Below are 18365 nucleotides of genomic sequence, written 5' to 3' on the forward strand. Positions count from 1 at the left end.
GTGGACAGTCGTTCGCGGGGTTGGCCGTCGCCGTGTCAAGCTGGACTCGTGCACGACCTGGACTCGGCCCTGGAGGTCATCCGCGCGCGTGATGACACCGCCGCGAAGCACGCGCACGCCCTCTGGCACGTCATGCGGGCCACCGCGGCCCACCCCACCAAGGTCACCCGCTACGACGTGCAGCAGATGGTCTGGGGCACGCTCCCGCAGGCGCACCGCAGCCCCGGTGGCCAGGGCGCCTTCGACGACCTGCACCAGACCTGCGAGTCCTTCGCCGAGCTGCTCGCCCTGCTCGGCCACGACGGGTACGCCGAGGTCTGCCGGGCGCGGGAGACGCACACGATCCTGGACGCGGCCGAGGACGAGGACCGCTACCGGCGGCTGGTGGCCGCGGCGTGGCGCGCGTCCGGGGTGTGGCCGCCGGACACGCCGCTGATGACCTGGTCCGAGCACGGCGGCCCGATCGAGACGGCGCTGCACGCCGCGGCGGGCAGGCTGCTGGAGGAGGCGGTCGACGCGGGCACGCTGCCGGTCGGCGGCGGCGACGCGATGCGGGTCGGCCTGGTGATGCGGCTGCTGACCAGCCCGGAGAACGAGGGCGACGAGACCTGGTTCGTCCGGCTGCTCGACGAGCGGCTCGACGAGTGGACCCGCGGCCACGGCAGCCAGACCCGCCGCGAGCTGATGGTCCGGCTGCGCCCCGAGGTGCGCCGCGCCCCCGACAGCGACGGCGCGCAGCTGCCCGCGCTGAGCTACCTGCTGGCCCAGTGCCGCGAGCAGGGCGCCAGGTTGACCAGCAGCGGGTACCTGCCGACCACGCTGGTCAGCGAGCTGGTCGACCTGATGCCGACCTGCGCCGAGGTGGCCGCGACCGGGCGCAGCGAGTCGCAGTGGCCGCCGGTGAAGCTGCTGCGCGAGCTGTCCGCCGACTTCGGGCTCACCGCCCGCGCGGGCGCCCGCCTGCGGCTCACCGAGCAGGGCGCCGCGCTCGTCGACGACTCCGACTCGCTGCTGATGACGGTCGGCGAGCGGCTGGTCTCGCTGGAGCGCTCCGCGCTGGGCACGGTGCAGGAGGTGGTCTTCGCGGCGCTGCTGCTGGAGGACCGGATGTCGCCGAGCCGGGTTTTCGAGAAGGTGGCGTACGTGCTGGCCGAGGAGGGGTGGTCCGAGGCCGGTGGGGCCGACTTCGGTCCGACCAGGGCGGCCGAGGTGGGGTCCTGGTTCTTGCGCAGGCTCAGGGTGCTCGACGCTGTTGACGCTGACTGGAACGCCCGCCGGGTAGGGCTGACTGACGCGGGCCGCGCTATCGCCCGCTGGAGCCTGCGCGCGCGGGTCTTGTTCCGGCACCGCCCGGATGATCTGACCCTCGTATGAGCGTGGCATCGGAGGGGGCGAGTCCGACGCCCAGACAACCTGGGCGCGGGACCGGTGGCGGCCCGCGTGGTCGCGCTCCCATTTCCTTGCGCGCGCAAGGAAATCCGGCCGATCTTCGCCTACTTGGCGGGCGCCGGTTGCCCGTCGGGGCGGCGGCGGTGAAGGGTCGGGAGGCGGGTGGGTCGCCCGGCGTGCCGGTCGGGGGACCCCGGGCGGGTGTGACGGTGTTGGGAGAGGTGTGCCGGTGGGGGATGTAGCCGAACGGGAGTCGGTCGTGGGCGGGTGCGCGGTGGACGGTGCCGCCGGGATCGGGGTCCGGTGAACCCGTCCACCGCGATGGCCACCGTGGTGGTCGACGAGTTGGTGCGCAACGACGTGCGGCAGGTCGTGCTGTGCCCGGGGTCGCGCAACGCGCCGGTCGCGTTCGCGTTGTTCGAGGCGGCGAACCGCGGTGAGCTGACCCTGCACGTCCGGGTCGACGAGCGGTCTGCCGGGTACTTCGCGCTCGGCTTGGGGCGCGCTTCCGGTAGGCCCGCCGCGGTGGTCTGCACCTCTGGGACCGCGGTGGCGAACCTGCACCCGGCGGTCCTGGAGGCGCACCACTCCGGGGTGGGGCTGCTGCTGATCACCGCGGACCGGCCGCCGGAGCTGCACGGCACCGGCGCGAACCAGACCATCGACCAGCGCGGCATCTTCGGCAGCGCCGCGGTCACCGTGGACTTCCCGGTCGCCGAGCGGCGGGCCGGGCTGAACCCGGTCTGGCGCGGCCTGGTGTGCCGCGGGGTGGCCCGCGCCGAGACCGGGCGGCCGGTGCAGCTCAACATCCCGTTCCGCGAGCCGCTGGTGCCGACCTTCGGCGACGAGTGGCCGGACCAGTTGGTCGGCAGGCCGGGCGGCCTGCGCTGGACCACGTCGTCGGCGGCCCGCACGGTGCCGGGCAACCGGGTCGACTTCCCGCTGCCCGCGCGGACCCTCGTGGTGGTCGGCAGCGGCGACGCGGCCAGGGCGACCTCCGCCGCGAGCGTGGCCGCGAAGGCGGGCTGGCCGGTCGTCGCCGAGCCGGTCGGTGCCGCCGCGGCGATCGCGGGCGGTGCCCACGTGCTGCGCGGTGGCCCGCTGCTGCTCGGCACCGGCGCCCTGCCCGAGTCGCTGCAACCGGACGCGGTGGTCGTCGTCGGCAGACCGACCCTGTCGCGCGGCGTGCGCGGGCTGATGGACCGGGTCCCGGTGTACGGCATCGGCGATCATCCACAGTGGACCGACCCGCAGTTCGTCGCCACCCACGTGCGCGGCTGGCTCGACCAGGACGACCTGGTCCACGTCACCGGGCACGACCAGGGCTGGCTGGCCGGGTGGCAGGACGCCGAGGACGCCGCGGCCCAGGCGGTGGCCGCGCTGCTGGCCGCCGAGCCGTGGCCGACCGGGCTGCACGTCGCCAGGGACGTGGTCGCCGGGCTGCCGCCGGGCGCGACGCTGTTCCTCGGCTCGTCCAACACCGTCCGCGACGTCGACCTGATCGCCCGGCACCGGGTCGACCTCGCCGTGCACGCCAACCGCGGTGTCGCGGGCATCGACGGGAACCTGTCCACCGCGGCCGGGGTGTCGCTCGGCGGCGGCGCCCCGACGTACGCGCTCGTCGGCGACCTGACGTTCCTGCACGACGCGAACGGCCTGCTCATCGGCCCCGGCGAGCAGCGCCCCGACCTGACGATCGTGGTGCTCAACGACGACGGCGGCGGCATCTTCTCGCTGCTCGAACAGGGCGCTGCCGAGCACCGGGCGAGCTTCGAGCGGGTGTTCGGCACCCCGCACGGCGTCGACCTGGCCGCGCTCTGCCAGGCGCACGGCGTCAAGCACACCGAGGCCGCCACCGCCGCCGACCTGCGCCACGCCCTCGCCCCGGAGCCCGGCCTGCGCGTCGTGGAGGTCAGGGCGACCAGGGAAGGGCTGCGCGACCTGCACGCCCGGCTGCGCGCCGCGGTCAGCACCGCGATCGCGTGACGCCCGTGACCGGCCCGGATACCCTCCACCCCGTGGACGACCAACTCACCCGCCCGCAGCGCCGCCGTGCGGTGGCCGCGCTGGTGGCCATCGTCGTGGCGGGGGTGATCGCCGCGCTCGGGGTGCTGCTGGTGGTGGCCGCGGTCACCGAGGACGCCGCGATCGAGCGGTACACCGGCAACGCGAACGCCGACGTGGTGAGCGTGTCGTTCAGCCGAACCCTGGTCCGGTTCCAGACCCCGGACGGCGCCGAGCACCTGCCCAGCGTGGGTGTCCTCTACCCGGAGGCGCTGGAGGAGGGGCAGGTCGTGCGGGTCGAGTACGACCAGCGCAACCCGGACCTGGTGCGGGTGGCCGGGCGCGGTGCCGCGCTGACGATCCTGCCGGTCAGCACGGCCGTGTTGGGCGTGTGGGTGGTGGCGGGCGGGTTCCTCTACTGGCTGCGACGGCAGGGTCCCCTGAACGTGCGGCGGCTGCGCCCCCGGCGGCGGATCCGGCTATGACACTTCTCCGCGATTTCGGCGTTCAGGTGTAACATCGGCGGTGTGCAGAGCCGAGAGCTGGACCAGTTCGAGCAGACCGTGGCCGCCGACCACCGGGTCGAGCCGCGGGACTGGATGCCGGACGGCTACCGGGCCACCCTGGTCCGCCAGATCGCCCAGCACGCGCACTCCGAGATCATCGGGATGCAGCCGGAGGGCAACTGGATCAGCCGGGCGCCCTCGCTGCGCCGCAAGGCGATCCTGCTGGCCAAGGTGCAGGACGAGGCCGGGCACGGCCTCTACCTCTACGCCGCGGCCGAGACGCTGGGCGCGGACCGGGCCGAGCTGACCGAGAAGCTGATCGCCGGTCGGCAGAAGTACTCCTCGATCTTCAACTACCCCACGCTGACCTACGCCGACGTGGGCGTCATCGGCTGGCTGGTCGACGGCGCCGCGATCTGCAACCAGGTACCGCTGTGCCGCACCTCTTACGGCCCGTACGCGCGTGCGATGATCCGGGTCTGCAAGGAGGAGTCCTTCCACCAGCGGCAGGGTTATGAGCTGCTGATGACCATGATGAGCGGCACCGAGCAGCAGCGGGCGATGGTGCAGGAGTCGGTCGACCGCTGGTGGTGGCCGTCGCTGATGATGTTCGGCCCGCCGGACGCGGAGAGCTCCAATACCGAGCAGTCGATGCTGTGGCGGATCAAGCGGCACACCAACGACGAGCTGCGCCAGCGGTTCGTGGACATGTCGGTGCCGCAGGCGGCGAAGCTGGGCGTCACGCTGCCCGACCCGCACCTGGTGTGGAACGCCGAGCGCGGCCACCACGACTTCGGCGAGATCGACTGGACCGAGTTCTGGCAGGTCGTGAAGGGCGACGGGCCGTGCAACGCGCAGCGGGTCGAGCACCGGCGCAAGGCGCACGAGGACGGCGCGTGGGTTCGCGAGGCCGCGACGGCATACGCGCGCAAGAAGGAGCAGGCGGCATGACCAGGTCTTCCTGGCCCCTCTATGAGGTCTTCGTGCGGGGTAAGCGCGGGCTCAACCACGTGCACGTCGGTTCGCTGCACGCCCCCGACGACGAGATGGCACTACGCAACGCGCGCGACCTCTACACCCGGCGCAACGAGGGCGTGAGCATCTGGGTCGTGAAGGCGGAGTCCATCACCGCCTCTAGCCCGGACGAGAAGGACCCGTTCTTCGCGCCCAGCGGCGACAAGGTCTACCGCCACCCCACGTTCTACGCGATCCCCGAGGACGTCCCGCACCTCTAAGAACGGAACCGCATGGACAACGCCTACGACGGCCTCACCGACGCGGGCGAGGAGAAGCACTGGGCGTTCGGCACAGGCTTCACCGACGCCCTCACCGGCGTCGGCCGCGACATCCCCGCCGTCGACCGGGAAGCCCTCACCGCGTACTGCCTCATGCTCGGCGACGACGCGCTCGTCTACTCGCAGCGCCTCGCCGAGTGGTGCTCGCGCGCGCCCGAACTGGAAGAGGACGTCGCGCTGGCCAACATCGCCCTCGACCTGCTGGGCCAGGCCAGGCTGCTGCTCTCCCGGGCCGCCGAGGTCGAGGACGCGGGCCGCGACGAGGACGCACTGGCCTACCTGCGCGACGAACGCGCCTTCCGCAACGTCCGGCTCGCCGAGATCGACTGCGGCCCGGGGCCCGGCGGCGACTTCGGCACCACGATCGCCCGGCTGCTGGTGTTCTCGACCTGGCGGCTCGCGCTCTTCCAGCGGCTGGCGGGGTCAGCGGACCCGGTGCTGGCCGCCGTCGCCGCCAAGGGTGTGAAGGAGTTGGCGTACCACCGCGACCACGCGGCCCAGTGGGTCTTGCGGCTCGCGGGCGGCACGGAGTACTCGCGCGAGCGGATCGTCGAGGGTCTGGCCAAGGTGTGGGCGTTCACCGACGAGCTCTTCGCCACGCATCCCGTCGAGGCTGCCTTGCCCGGTGTCGCGGTCGACCCCGCCGAGCTCCGCGCGGAGTTCGACCAGGTCATCGGCACCGTGCTGACCGCGGCTGGCCTCGACCTCCCCGAGACCAGGCAGGTCGCGCCCCTGGCGGGCCAGTCCGGCCGCGACGGCATCCACACCGAGGCGATGGGCTTCCTGCTCGCGGAGATGCAGCACATCGCCCGCTCGATGCCGGGAGCGGTCTGGTGACCGCCCGGCAGGTGGCCGAGCAGGTGCTCGACCCCGAGCTGCCGGTGCTGACCTTGGCCGACCTCGGGGTGCTGCGGGACGTGCGGGAGGACGGTGGCCGGGTGACGGTGACGATCACGCCGACCTACTCCGGGTGCCCCGCCATGGACGAGATGCGCGCCGACCTGGTGTCCCGGCTGACCGAGGCCGGGTACGCCGACGTCGAGGTCCGCACGGTGCTGCACCCGGCGTGGACGACGGACTGGATCAGCGAGGACGGGCTGCGCAAGCTGGCCGACCACGGGATCGCGCCGCCGCAGCGGATCGGGCCGCACGCGGTGGGGCCGGTGCCGCTGAACCTGGAGCCGCCGTCGCGGCGCGTGCCGTGCCCGCTGTGCGGATCGATCCGGACCACTGAGCTGTCGCGGTTCGGGTCGACCGCGTGCAAGGCCCTGCGCCGGTGCGAGGACTGCCGGGAACCGTTCGAGCAGATCAAGGAACTGTGACCGTGCGCGCCTTCCACTCCCTCCCGGTCGCCGCCGTCGACCGGCTCTGCGACGACGCGGTCGCGATCACCTTCGCCGTGCCCGCCGACCTCGGCGACCGGTTCGCCTTCCGCGCGGGCCAATACCTGACCCTGCGCCAAGACGTCGACGGCCGCGAGGAGCGCCGGTCGTACTCGATCTGCGCCCCGGTCGGCGCCGCGCCCAGGATCGGCGTGCGCCGGGTCGAGGGCGGGCTGTTCTCCGCGCAGCTGGTCGACTCGCTCAAGGCGGGCGACACGCTGGAGGTCCTGCCGCCGCAGGGCACCTTCACCCCGGTCGTCGAACCGGGCGGCCACCACGGTTTCGTCGCCGCCGGGTCGGGCATCACGCCGGTCCTGTCGATCGCGGCCACCGTGCTCGCCGACCCGACCACCCGGGTCACCCTGCTCTACGGCAACCGCCGCAGCGACACCGTGATGTTCGCCGAGGACCTCGCCGACCTCAAGGACCGCTACCCGGACCGGCTCCAGCTGGTGCACGTCCTGTCCCGCGAGCCCGGCGACGTCGAGCTGTTCTCCGGCAGGCTCGACGCGGCCCGGCTCGGCGAGCTGTTCGACCGGGTGGTGCCCGCGCGCGACATCGACCACTGGTGGCTGTGCGGCCCGTTCGGCCTGGTTCAGGACGCCTCCGCCCTGCTGGCCGCCCGGGGCGTGCCCACCGACCGCGTGCACCGCGAACTCTTCTACGTAGACGAGCCGCCCCCGGAGCCCAAGCGGGTCGAACAAGGCGTCGATGGCCCTACCGCGTCGGTCACCGTGATCCTCGACGGCCGCGAGACAACCCTGTCGCTGCCGTATGACGAGCCCATCCTCGACGCCGCACAACGCATCCGCGCCGATCTCCCGTTCGCTTGTCGCGGTGGGGTGTGTGGAACCTGCCGGGCGAAGGTAGTCACCGGCGAGGTTCGGATGCGCCGCAACTACGCCCTGGAGCAGCACGAACTCGACGCGGGCTTTGTCCTGACCTGCCAGGGTCTGCCGGAAAGCGACGCCGTCACGGTGGACTTCGACGCGTAAGTTGGCGGGGTGAGCACTCGTCGGGGGATCGGTGCCGGCCCGGGTGTGGCGACGGGGCCGGTGGCGCGGTTCGGGGCGCGGCCGGTGTTGCCGATGACCGCCCCCGGTCTCGGGCCGGACGAGCCAGGTCGCGCTGCCGCCGCGCTCGAGCACGTCGCCGCCGAGCTGGACCGGCGGGCCGAGCGGGCCGGGTCCGACGGTTCCGACATCCTGGCCGCGACCGCGATGATCGCCCGCGACCCCGGCCTCGCCGACCGGGTCGCCGACCTGGCCCGCACGCAACCCGCCGCCTGGGCCGTCGACAGCGCGGTCGGCGAGTACCGCGCGCTGCTCGCGGGCGGCCACCTGGCCGAGCGCACCACCGACCTCGACGACATCCGCGACCGCGCGGTGGCCTGGCTCCTCGACCAGCCCGTGCCCGGCCCGCCGTCGCCGGGACACCCGTACGTCCTCGTCGCCACCGACCTCGCGCCCGCCGACACCGCGCTGCTCGACCCGGCCCAGGTGCTGGCCATCGTCACCGAACGCGGCGGCCCGACCAGCCACACCGCGATCCTGGCCAAGGCACTGGGCATCCCGGCCGTCGTCGGCTGCGCCGGGTCCTTCGTGGACGGACAGGTGGTGCAGGTCGACGGGGACGCCGGGGTGGTCCGCACCGACCCGGTCCCGGTCACCGCGCGCACCCTGCTCGACGTCGGCCCCGGCCGCACCGCCGACGGGCACCGGATCGAGCTCCTGGCCAACATCGGCGGCCCCGACCCGGTGCACGGTGTCGAAGGGGTCGGCCTGGTCCGCACGGAGTTCCTGTTCCTCGGCCGGTCCCGCCCGCCGACCGTGCGCGAGCAGCAGGCCGCCTACCGGGAGGTGCTGGCCCCGCTGGTCGGCCGCAAGGTCGTCGTCCGCACCCTGGACGCCGGGTCGGACAAGCCGATCCCGTACGCCGCGACCGGGTCGGCACTGGGCATCCGCGGCTTCCGCATCGCCCGCGCCCGCCCCGACCTGCTGCGCGACCAACTGGAGGCGCTGGCCCGCGCCGCGGCCGACACCGGCGCCACGCCGTGGGTGATGGCCCCGATGATCACCACCGCCACCGAGGCCGCCGCGTTCGCCACCGCCGCCCGCGAACACGGCCTGACCACCGCGGGCGCCATGATCGAGGTCCCCGCCGCCGCGCTGCGCGCGGCCGACATCGCCGCCGAGGTGGACTTCCTCAGCATCGGCAGCAACGACCTGGCCCAGTACACCTTCGCCGCCGACCGCCTGCTGACCGACCTGGCCGATCTCCTCGACCCCTGGCAACCCGCCCTGCTCGACCTCGTCGCCCACGTGGCCACGATCCCCAAGCCGGTCTCCGTGTGCGGCGAGGCGGCCGCCGACCCGTTGCTGGCGCTGGTGTTCGCGGGCCTGGGGATCGGCGCGCTGTCGATGGCGCCCATCAGCCTCCCCGCCGTCCGCACCGCGTTGGCCGCCCACACGCTGCCCCAGTGCCGCGAACTGGCCGCCGCCGTCCGCCGGGCCACCACACCGGCGGAGGCCCGCGCGACAGCTCGACGGTTAGCCGAAGAAGCGGGCCAGTTCCGGGGCTAGGACCTGGATGTCGACATTGTGGGTCTGGTCTGGGAGGGAGACCGCGGTCGCATTGGGGAGGGCTTCGGAGAGGGTCTTAGCGGCGTTGCGGAGGAAGGGCGGGCTGGCGTCACCGTCTACTACGAGGGTGGGGGTGGCGAGTGTGGTCAGAGCCGCGATCGAGCCACGCGCGACGATGTGGGCGTCGTAGGACAGCGTGTGCGCTAGGCCGACGAGGTAGGGCCACGCCGGGCCTTGGCGCATGTTGTCGATCGCCTGAGGTGGCATGCCGGTGGTGGTGAGGAAGGCCTCGACGGCCTCGTCACGGTGACCGGACGCGGCTCGCGCGGCCTGGGCGTTGGCGAAGTCCTCAGAGGAGTCGTCATTGAACGGCGGCTCGTAGACGGCGACGCGGGCGACCGGAAGTCCGTGGTGGGCGCCCAAGAGAGCCAAGATCCCCCCGGACGACATGCCATAGACAGCACTACCGCCCACACCAGCGAGCACGGCCGCCAAGTCCTCGACTTCCCGCTCAACCGCATAGGGCTGCGTATCGGTGCTACCCCCACGCCCCCGCCGGTCATAGGAGACAGCCGTCAGGCCTGCCTCCGCCAGCAAGGCCCCTAGACCCGCAGTCGAGTTGCGGTCATTGAAGGCCCCACCGACCAGCACCACCGGGGTGCCGCTACCGACAGCCTCGTACGCGATAGCCGTACCGTCCGCCGACTGAACAGTCTGCATCTGTCTCTCCCATCGAGCCCGCGTCCCGTCAGGACGACGAACGAGTCGAGCCGGAACGGACACCTAGCATCCTCCCAGCTGAAACCCGCCGCTCAGCACCAGGTCAGACGGCGGTCTCCTGCCACCACGACAGGACCGTCTCCGCCACGCCCGGTGCCGCCACCAACAGCCCGTCCACCGGCAGCGGGGCGTCCTCGCCGCGTCGGTCGAGTACCGCCGCCCCGGACTCGAGTGCCAAGGCGACCGCGCCTGCCACGTCCCACTCGTGGTAGCTGTGCAGGACCGCTGCCGCCGCGTGGCCGAGTGCCACCTGGGTGACCGCGAGCGCGGCCGAGCCCAGGACCCGGACCCCGGCGTGTGCGGCTGCGGCCCGCTCGATGAAGCCGCCCATGCCCGGCCACGGGCCGGTCTTGGCCAGCTCGGTGCACACGATCGTGCCCGCCGTGGACGTCCGGTCGGTCAGTTGGACGCGCACCCCGTTGGCCCGCGCACCTCGTCCGCGCGCCGCGGCGTAGATCTGGCCTCTATACGGGTCGGCCACTACACCGACGACCGGACCTTCGGCGTCGACCAAGGCGAGGCTGTAAGCGCACCAGGGGACCCCGGCGATGTAGTTGGCGGTGCCGTCGACCGGGTCCACCACCCAGCGGTACTCGGACTCGTCCGAGCCGAGGTCGGCGCCGAACTCCTGGCCCACCACCGGGATGCCGGGGAACTCGGCGGTCAGCACCCGGCGGGTGTGCCGCTCCAGGATGCGGTCGGTGTCGGTCACCCAGTCGAACGGCGAGTCGAGCACCACCGGTCTGGCACCGCGGCCCGCGGTCGCGGTGATCACATCGGTCGCGTCGTTGGCCAGGCGGCCCGCGATCTCCAAGGCTCGTGAGAGCAGCCCCGGCTCCACCGGCTTGCGCGAGCGGGAGGACAAGAGCGTCATGCCAACCTAGAGTGACCACACCGTGTGGCCGGGGCGCGTCCGGAACATGAAAAGCCGGGTAGCGCCAGGCCAAGGTTGGTCATTCCGGCGGTACCCACCCGCTGTTCCGGTGTCGTTCGCCGCGCCGTCACGCGGTCGCCCACCCCGATGACGGCGCGGGGTGCGACGGTCGCTCCCGTGCGCGTCGCCATCGTGACCGAGAGCTTCCTGCCCCAGGTGAACGGCGTCACCAACTCCGTCCTGCGGGTGCTCGAACACCTCGACCAGCGCGGACACCGGGCGATGGTGATCGCCCCCGGTGCCGGACCGGACCGCCACCTCGGCGCGGACGTCGTCCGGGTCCGCGCGGTCGACCTGCCGGGGATCACTTCCCTGCCGATAGGCCTACCCACCCCGAAGGTGCTGACTGACCTGGCCGAGTTCGACCCGGATGTCGTCCACTTGGCGTCACCGTTCGTGCTCGGTGCAGGAGGGCTGTGGGCGGCTAAGAGGCTCGGGGTGCCTACCGTGGCCGTCTACCAGACCGATGTCGCTGGGTTCGCCGCGTCCTACGGCTTGAGTCGTGGGTCGCGAGCGGCGTGGCGGTGGATCCGCAGGCTGCACTCGGGCGCGGACCGGACCCTGGCGCCGTCGTCCGCCGCTGTGGCCGACCTGACCAGACACGGTGTGCCCCGCGTGCACCGGTGGGCGCGTGGCGTCGACATCCGCCGGTTCGCCCCCGAGCACGTCGACCGCTCGCTGCGCTCACAGCTCGCCCCTAACGGCGAACTCCTGGTCGGCTACGTGGGACGGCTCGCGCCAGAGAAGCGGGTCGAGCATCTAGCCGCGATCGACGCGTTGGCCGGGGTGCGGGTCGTGGTCGTAGGCGATGGGCCGGAGTCGAAGGCGCTGCGAGAGCGGATGCCCAACGCGGCGTTCCTCGGCTTCCGCGACGGCTCTGACCTGGCCGCCGCGTACGCGAGCCTGGACGTGTTCGTGCACACCGGCCCGCACGAGACCTTCTGCCAGGCAGTGCAAGAGGCGATGGCGTCCGGTCTGCCGGTGGTCGCGCCCGACGCTGGTGGCCCGCGTGACCTGGTCGACCACGGCCGTACCGGCTTCCTGCTCGACCCGGACCACTTCGCCGAGCAGCTCGTCCCCGTCGTCGACAGGCTCACCGACGCGCTGTTGCGCCGCCGGATGGGGGCGGCAGGCAGGGCGGCGGTGCTCAGCAGAACCTGGAGCGCGGTGTGCGAGGAACTCCTAGGGCACTACGACGCGGTGGCGCTGGGAAGAAGGTCGAAGGCCGCGTAAGCCATGCGGATCGTGCAGCTCGCCAACTTCTACGGCCCACGCTCAGGCGGCCTGCGCACTGCCTTGCACCACCTCGGCGCGGGTTACGTGGCCAGCGGGCACGAAGTCGTACTGGTCGTGCCCGGTAGGCGTACCGGCGACGAATGGCTGCCGACCGGGGTCCGCCGAATAACCCTGCCTGCTCCGCATATCCCGGGCACCGGCGGTTACCGCGCTGTGGACCCGCTCCGCGTATCGACTCTCTTGGCCAGGCTGAGACCGGATCGGCTGGAGGTGTCGGACAGGCTCACCCTGCGCGGTATGGGCCGGTGGGCAGCTGAGCGGGGGATCCCGAGCGTGGTCATCTCCCACGAGCGGCTCGACCGGTTACTGCAGCAGTTCCTGCTACCTGGCGTGGTGGCTCGGTCCGTCGCGGATGCCGCTAACCGACGCATGGCCGCCAACTACGACACCGTCGTATGCACTACGGGGTTCGCCCGAGCCGAGTTCGACCGCATCGGCGTGACCAACGTCGCCCGCGTCCCGCTCGGCGTCGACCTGACGACGTTCACCCCCACCCGCCGCGACAGCACCCTCCGCTCGGAACTCGCACGAGGCGCTGACGCCCTGCTGGTCCACTGCGGTCGCCTCTCCCCGGAGAAGCACGTCGACCGCAGCATCGACGCCCTAGCCGAGCTGTACGCCACAGGTACGAAGGCGAGGCTCGTAGTGGCTGGTGACGGCCCGAAGATGGCATCGCTGCGCAGGCGTGCGGCAGGCCTACCGGTGACCTTCCTGGGCTTTGTCGCCGACCGCTCTGACGTCGCCCGATTACTCGCGACCGCGGACGTCTCGCTGGCCCCTGGCCCGCACGAGACCTTCGGACTCGCTGCTCTAGAGGCCCTCGCGTCCGGCACGCCCGTCGTGGTGTCCGAGTCGTCAGCGCTACCGGAGATCGTCAGGCCCGACTGTGGTCAGGCCGTGTCCGACGACGCGCCTGCGTTCGCCGGAGCCGTCGAAGGCCTCTTGTCCCTGCCGGAACAGGACCGTCGCGCGGCGGCCAGGGCACGCGCGGAGCAGTTCGACTGGCCCAGCTCCGTGCAGGGGATGCTCACCGCACTGAGCCTGGCATGACGCGATTGCACGGACCCTCGTAGTCTGCGCACATGATGGCTCGCGCCGGTTTGGACAAGGACCCCCGCGACATCGCCGTGATGTTCGACGGGGTCGCCAAGGGGTACGACCGCACCAACACGGTGATGACGATGGGCTTCGACCGCCGCTGGCGCGAGATCACCCGCCAGGTGCTCGACGCCGCGCCGGGGGAGAAGGTGCTCGACCTCGCCGCCGGGACCGCCGTGTCCACGGTGGAGTACGCCCGCTCCGGCGCCTGGTGCGTCGCGGCCGACTTCTCCCTGGAGATGCTGCGCGGCGGCGCCGACCGGGGCGTGCCCAGGGTCGCCGCGGACGCCTTCCACCTGCCGTTCGCCACCGGCGCCTTCGACGCGGTCACCGTGTCCTTCGGCCTGCGCAACATGAACGACACCGTCGCCGCCCTCACCGAGATGCGCCGCGTCGTCCGCCCTGGCGGCCGCCTCGTCATCTGCGAGGTCTCACAGCCCCCACTGCGCCCCCTGCGCTGGCTCTACCGCAACACAGTCCTGCGCGGACTCCCCCTGATCACCAAGCCGTTCTCGTCCAACAGCGAGGCCTACTCCTACCTCGCCGAGTCAATGCGCGACTGGCACGACCAACGAGCCGTAGCCGAACTGATAGCCACCGCAGGCTGGCACGACGTCGAATGGCTGAACCTCACCTTCGGCGTCGTGGCCCTGCACCGGGCGACCAACCCGGCCTAGCGGATCATCTCGCGGTCGTCCTGCCAGCGGTCGACGCGGCGCATGACGACCAGGATGGTCAGGGCGGTCAGGACGGCGAGGGCGCCGCTGATCGAGTTGGCGAAGAAGACGGACTCGAAGGTGGCCACCGAGCTGTCGCGGGTGAGGAGGTTCACCGCGAACAGGTCGACGGCGTGCATCAGGACGAACAGGGCCCACCAGATCGCGATCAGCTTGCTCGGAGGGACTTTCCGCAGGTCACCGCCCCGCGCGGGGGTGTCCGGCCTGCTCGCGCGCCACACGTCGCCCAGGACCATCTGCGGGAGCCACAGGTTGCCGATCGGGATTACCCAGGCCAGGACGGCCCACCGGATGCGCAGCCGCTGCGGTGCGTCGCAGATGCGGGCCGAGTTGATCCGTGCTCGCCACAGCCACGCCAGGAAGGCGATGCCGGACAGCGCCACCCCGGCCAGCCAGGCGTAGGACAAGATGTTCGTGCGCTCGGTGGCGACCCGTAGCTGCTCCTCGGTGACCGTTGGCACTACCGAGTACACGTCCCTGACCAGCCAATACGACCGCCATGACTGCCACGCCGTTAAGAGGGCCACGGCAGTGCTGAGCAGGATAAGAGCGGACGCGACGAACCGGGCGGCGCGCGCGGGCTTCGCTCGGGGAAGATCTGGTGGGAGCTGCACCACGGGGATGCCGAACGCCGGGGTGGCCTGGTCTGGATCCGTCATCGGTGGCCTCTCCTGGTCCCTGCGCGTCCCCGGTGGATCGCTGATCACAGTCCGGGCGTTTCAGTTCCCTCTAGACTCGACCAGGTACGTGAAGGCTTTCACAAGGAGCGCGATGAGCACGACTGTCGGCCGCCGCAAGGCTGGCGAGGACGCTGAGGTCATCGTGGTCGGCGCCGGTCCCGCCGGGTCCACCGCGGCGACCTACCTGGCCAGGGCCGGTCTCGACGTGCTGCTGCTGGAGAAGAGCACCTTCCCCAGGGAGAAGGTCTGCGGCGACGGGCTGACCCCGCGCGGGGTCAAGCAGCTCATCGACCTGGGCATCGACACCCGCGAGGAGGCGGGCTGGCTGCACAACCGCGGCCTGCGCGTCGTCGGCGGTGGCGTCACCCTGGAGCTGGACTGGCCCGACCTGGCCACCTTCCCCCCGTACGGCGTGGTCCGGCCCCGCCAGGACTTCGACGAGATGCTCGCCCGCACCGCCCAGCGCGCCGGTGCCCGGCTGCTGGAGCAGACCACCGTGACCGGCGCCATCGTCGAGAACGGCCGGATCGTCGGCGTCAGCGCCAAGGCCGGACCGGACAAGGCCCCTGTGACCTACCGCGCGCCTCTAGTACTGGCCTGCGACGGTGTGTCTGCCCGGTTGGCGTTGTCGGTAGGCATGGAGAAGACGGACAGCCGCCCCATGGGGGTCGCGGTCCGCCGGTACTACGCCTCGCCGCGCAGCAAGGACGACTACCTGGAGTCCCACCTGGAGCTGTGGGACCGCTCCGACCCGGCGAACCCGGTGCTGCTGCCCGGCTACGGCTGGATCTTCGGCATGGGCGACGGCACGGTCAACGTCGGCCTCGGCATCCTGTCCACCTCGAAGGCCTTCGGCAGCACCGACTACCGCCAGCTGATGCGCTCGTGGCTCGACGGCACCCCCGAGGAGTGGGGCTTCCGCGAACCCAACGCCATCGGCAAGGTCGGCGGCGCCGCCCTGCCCATGGGCTTCAACCGCACCCCCCACTACCGCGACGGCCTCCTGCTGGTCGGCGACGCGGGCGGCATGGTCAACCCGTTCAACGGCGAGGGCATCGGCTACGCGATGGAGTCGGCCCGCATCGCCGCCGAGATCGTCGTGCAGGCCCTCGCCCGCGCGGAGGGCCCGGCCCGCGAACGCGCCCTGGAGGGCTACCCGGTCGCGATGAAGCAGGCCCTCGGCAGCTACTACCGCCTCGGCAACACCTTCTCCCGCCTGATCGGCAACCCCACGATCATGAGCATCGCCACCAAGTACGGCCTGCCCCGCAAGACCCTGATGAAGCTCGTCCTCAAGCTCCTAGCAGGCCTCTACGACCCCAAAGACGGCGACGCCTACGACCGCATCATCACCACCGCCACCCGCCTCACCCCCAGCGCCTGACCCGTATGCCTCGATCGGGTGAGGAGTTTTCGAGTCCCTAGCCTTGCTCGGTGCTCCCCACCCCCCAAGCCTTCGCCGACGAGTCCTACTTCACCGCCGGACAGGGCGGTTGGTACATCGTTGGCGCGGTCATCGTCGCGGACTCCGACCGCGAGGTGTTCCGTGAAGCGATGCTTGGGCTTCGTGGCCGCAAGAAGAGCGGCAAGCTTCACTGGCACGACATGAAGCGCGAAGCGCGGACGCAGGCTGCCAAGACCCTTGCTGGGGTGGGTGGCAGTCACGTTGTTGTGTTCGGGACAGCTGTTGCCACGGCAGAGCAAGAGCGTGGTCGGGCGAAGTGCTTGGAACGCCTCGTCTACGAACTGCATGTCCGCGGCGTGGCCGAGTTGTTCATGGAGGGGCGAACGCGGCAGCTCAATGAACGCGATGTTCGCGTTGCGATGGGAGCTCGGTCCAACCTGCCCAAAGGGACCCAGTTCGCGGTCACCCATCTCCGCGGCGGGGAGGAACCACTGCTCTGGGCTGCCGACATCCTGGCAGGCGCCGCCCACGCTGGTCTGGCGGGCTCGTCTGAGCTGTGGGACCTGCTCGCTCCCCGCGTGGCTGAGTGCGCTGTCTCGATCAGACAATGATGATCAGCTTCAAGACATGCGTAAGGCCAGGGTCCCGGTATACCCCGGGGAGCACCTGGCCTTGCGACTCGCCCACCGCCCACGACGGTGAACTCTCGCTGACAAGCCTAGCCGAGCGGACTCGGCTCGTCATCTCGTAACCGTGACTCGATCGAGTGGATCACCGGACGGCCCAAGACGTGCGCAGGGCCAGGGTCCCGGTCTGCCCCAGGTGCACCTGGCCTTGCGACTCGCCCACCGCCCACGACGCTGGACTCTCGGCGGTCAAGCTACTGGGCGGGGTGGGTATTTCGCGTGTCGGCTTCGGGTCTATCACTCGGTTGTGTGGCTGGACTGCGCGATTCCGTACTGCGCACCAGAATTCATTCGATGAGTTCTCGAATTGGTCTGTTAGCTGGTGCAAGCGGTGTGTTAGCGCTGGTCAGGGCAGCGGAAAGGATCATCGAGTGTTCACGGAGAGTTGCCGAGGGGGTCCGGTTTCCGGCTGTGAGCAAGGTCCTACACTGGCCCCGATGCATGTGAAGCCGTTCACAACTCCGAGCCGAGCTTGTGAATGTTTTCACAAGCTCGGCACACTGTGGGTTAGGCAAGCCTAACAAACGGTGGTCGGAACCGGGGACCATAGGGTTCCGGCCGAGGACGCGGGAAAGGACGACGAGGGTGCCCACGCTTAGGCCTTTGCTGACGGAGCTAGCCCAGACGCCGGTGGCGCAGCCGCCGGATGTGGTGTCCAACCTGGGCGTTTACCTGCCCTTGGTGGTCATGTTCGTGCTGGCCGCCGGCTTCGCCGTGTTCTCCGCGCTGCTCGGGCCGCTGCTCGGGCCCAGCCGCTACAACCGGGCCAAGGTGGCCGCGTACGAGTGCGGCATCGAGCCGTCGCCGCAGCCGGTGATCGGTGGTGGCCGCGTCCCGGTCGCGTACTACCTGACCGCCATGCTCTTCATCCTCTTCGACATCGAGATGGTGTTCCTCTACCCGTTCGCGGTGTCGGCGGACTTCCTCGGCCTCTTCGGCCTGGTCGAGATCTTCTTGTTCATCGCGACAGTCGGCTTCGCCTACGCCTACGTGTGGCGGCGCGGCGGGCTCGACTGGAACTGAAAGGGGGCGGACGGACATGGGTATCGAGGAGAAACTGCCCAACGGCATCATGTTGGCCAGCCTGGAGAAGCTGGTGAACTGGGGCCGCAAGAACTCGCTGTGGCCCGCGACGTTCGGCCTGGCCTGCTGCGCCATCGAGATGATGACCACCGGCGGCCCGCGCTACGACATCGCCCGGTTCGGCATGGAGGCCTTCCGGGCCTCGCCGCGCCAGGCGGACCTGATGATCGTGGCCGGTCGGGTGACCAACAAGATGGCCCCGGTGCTGCGCCAGATCTACGACCAGATGGCCGAGCCGCGCTGGGTGCTGGCGATGGGCGTGTGCGCGTCCTCCGGCGGCATGTTCAACAACTACGCCGTGGTGCAGGGCGTCGACCACGTCGTCCCGGTGGACATGTACCTGCCCGGCTGCCCGCCGCGGCCGGAGATGCTGCTCGACGCGATCCTCAAGCTGCACGCCAAGATCGGTGACGAGCCGATCAACGCGACCCGCGCCGCGATCCGAGCGGCCAGCGGTGCCCGCACGGAACTGATTGCCTCATCCGTGAAGTTCGCGAAGAAGAAGTGA

General features: G+C 71.3%; 19 protein-coding genes. 16 read left to right on the plus strand and 3 right to left on the minus strand.

The features are described from left to right. Positions 1-48: 48 nt before the first annotated feature. From BMY07_RS11540 to BMY07_RS11580, 9 genes are all read left to right on the plus strand, one after another. A complete protein-coding gene (locus tag BMY07_RS11540) occupies positions 49-1374 on the plus strand; it encodes a hypothetical protein (protein WP_092777464.1) in 1326 nt (441 codons plus the stop codon). A 318-nt stretch (positions 1375-1692) separates the two neighbouring features. Next, a complete protein-coding gene (gene menD / locus BMY07_RS11545) occupies positions 1693-3375 on the plus strand; it encodes a 2-succinyl-5-enolpyruvyl-6-hydroxy-3-cyclohexene-1-carboxylic-acid synthase (RefSeq protein WP_092777466.1) in 1683 nt (560 codons plus the stop codon). Positions 3376-3407: 32 nt separating this feature from the next. Beyond that, complete coding sequence (locus tag BMY07_RS11550; protein ID WP_092777468.1) at positions 3408-3878, plus strand: DUF3592 domain-containing protein; 471 nt, start codon at positions 3408-3410, stop codon at positions 3876-3878. Positions 3879-3920: 42 nt separating this feature from the next. Beyond that, positions 3921-4850 (plus strand): 1,2-phenylacetyl-CoA epoxidase subunit PaaA, encoded by a 930-nt coding sequence (gene paaA, locus BMY07_RS11555; RefSeq protein WP_092777470.1) that lies wholly within the window; start codon positions 3921-3923, stop codon positions 4848-4850. Continuing rightward, positions 4847-5134: a 1,2-phenylacetyl-CoA epoxidase subunit PaaB gene (paaB, locus tag BMY07_RS11560; RefSeq protein WP_092777472.1), complete on the plus strand. Its 288-nt coding sequence runs from the start codon at positions 4847-4849 to the stop codon at positions 5132-5134. Before paaA ends, paaB begins: the two co-directional genes overlap by 4 nt. Before the next feature lie 12 nt (positions 5135-5146). After that, positions 5147-6031, plus strand: coding sequence for a 1,2-phenylacetyl-CoA epoxidase subunit PaaC (gene paaC / locus BMY07_RS11565; RefSeq protein WP_092777474.1), 885 nt, complete (start codon positions 5147-5149; stop codon positions 6029-6031). Further along, entirely contained in the window at positions 6028-6516 is a 489-nt protein-coding gene (gene paaD / locus BMY07_RS11570) for a 1,2-phenylacetyl-CoA epoxidase subunit PaaD (RefSeq protein WP_425426269.1), read from the plus strand. Before paaC ends, paaD begins: the two co-directional genes overlap by 4 nt. Before the next feature lie 2 nt (positions 6517-6518). Continuing rightward, on the plus strand, positions 6519-7571 hold the full coding sequence (gene paaE, locus BMY07_RS11575) for a 1,2-phenylacetyl-CoA epoxidase subunit PaaE (protein ID WP_092778279.1): 1053 nt from the start codon (positions 6519-6521) through the stop codon (positions 7569-7571). Positions 7572-7580: 9 nt separating this feature from the next. Next, positions 7581-9158 carry a putative PEP-binding protein gene (locus BMY07_RS11580; protein WP_092777476.1) on the plus strand — a complete coding sequence of 526 codons (1578 nt, stop codon included), beginning with the start codon at positions 7581-7583 and terminating at the stop codon, positions 9156-9158. Here BMY07_RS11580 and BMY07_RS11585 read toward each other — a convergent pair. Both BMY07_RS11585 and BMY07_RS11590 read right to left on the minus strand, forming a co-directional pair. Next, positions 9126-9878, minus strand: a complete 753-nt coding sequence (locus tag BMY07_RS11585) for an alpha/beta fold hydrolase (RefSeq protein WP_092777478.1) — start codon at positions 9876-9878, stop codon at positions 9126-9128. The two genes, BMY07_RS11580 and BMY07_RS11585, sit on opposite strands and share 33 nt — an antisense overlap. Before the next feature lie 103 nt (positions 9879-9981). Beyond that, complete coding sequence (locus BMY07_RS11590) at positions 9982-10812, minus strand: inositol monophosphatase family protein (RefSeq protein ID WP_092777480.1); 831 nt, start codon at positions 10810-10812, stop codon at positions 9982-9984. Positions 10813-10989: 177 nt separating this feature from the next. On the opposite strand from BMY07_RS11590, the gene BMY07_RS11595 reads away from it, so the two are divergent. Genes BMY07_RS11595 through BMY07_RS11605 form a run of 3 tightly spaced genes read left to right on the plus strand, consistent with a single transcriptional unit; the run spans position 10990 to position 13943 of the window. Next, positions 10990-12105 carry a glycosyltransferase family 4 protein gene (locus BMY07_RS11595; RefSeq protein WP_218150652.1) on the plus strand — a complete coding sequence of 372 codons (1116 nt, stop codon included), beginning with the start codon at positions 10990-10992 and terminating at the stop codon, positions 12103-12105. 3 nt (positions 12106-12108) lie between these two features. Continuing rightward, positions 12109-13218: a glycosyltransferase gene (locus BMY07_RS11600; protein WP_092777484.1), complete on the plus strand. Its 1110-nt coding sequence runs from the start codon at positions 12109-12111 to the stop codon at positions 13216-13218. A gap of 35 nt (positions 13219-13253) precedes the next feature. Beyond that, positions 13254-13943 carry a demethylmenaquinone methyltransferase gene (locus tag BMY07_RS11605; protein ID WP_092778281.1) on the plus strand — a complete coding sequence of 230 codons (690 nt, stop codon included), beginning with the start codon at positions 13254-13256 and terminating at the stop codon, positions 13941-13943. On the opposite strand, the gene BMY07_RS11610 is transcribed toward BMY07_RS11605, so the two are convergent. Further along, on the minus strand, positions 13940-14662 hold the full coding sequence (locus tag BMY07_RS11610; RefSeq protein WP_092777486.1) for a DUF4328 domain-containing protein: 723 nt from the start codon (positions 14660-14662) through the stop codon (positions 13940-13942). The two genes, BMY07_RS11605 and BMY07_RS11610, sit on opposite strands and share 4 nt — an antisense overlap. 112 nt (positions 14663-14774) lie before the next feature. Between BMY07_RS11610 and BMY07_RS11615 the strand changes: the two genes are divergently transcribed. The 4 genes from BMY07_RS11615 to BMY07_RS11630 all read left to right on the plus strand — a co-directional run bounded on the left by BMY07_RS11615 (position 14775) and on the right by BMY07_RS11630 (position 18365). After that, the gene (locus BMY07_RS11615; RefSeq protein ID WP_092777488.1) at positions 14775-16067 is read left to right on the plus strand and encodes a geranylgeranyl reductase family protein; all 1293 of its coding nucleotides are present in this window, start codon (positions 14775-14777) and stop codon (positions 16065-16067) included. 50 nt (positions 16068-16117) lie between these two features. Continuing rightward, complete coding sequence (locus BMY07_RS11620; RefSeq protein WP_245782329.1) at positions 16118-16699, plus strand: DUF3800 domain-containing protein; 582 nt, start codon at positions 16118-16120, stop codon at positions 16697-16699. Between the two features lie 681 nt (positions 16700-17380). Continuing rightward, positions 17381-17797 carry an NADH-quinone oxidoreductase subunit A gene (locus BMY07_RS11625; RefSeq protein ID WP_425426283.1) on the plus strand — a complete coding sequence of 139 codons (417 nt, stop codon included), beginning with the start codon at positions 17381-17383 and terminating at the stop codon, positions 17795-17797. A gap of 16 nt (positions 17798-17813) precedes the next feature. Further along, positions 17814-18365, plus strand: a complete 552-nt coding sequence (locus tag BMY07_RS11630) for a NuoB/complex I 20 kDa subunit family protein (protein WP_092777490.1) — start codon at positions 17814-17816, stop codon at positions 18363-18365.

The sequence above is a fragment of the Actinokineospora terrae genome (assembly GCF_900111175.1).
GTDB lineage: Bacteria > Actinomycetota > Actinomycetes > Mycobacteriales > Pseudonocardiaceae > Actinokineospora > Actinokineospora terrae.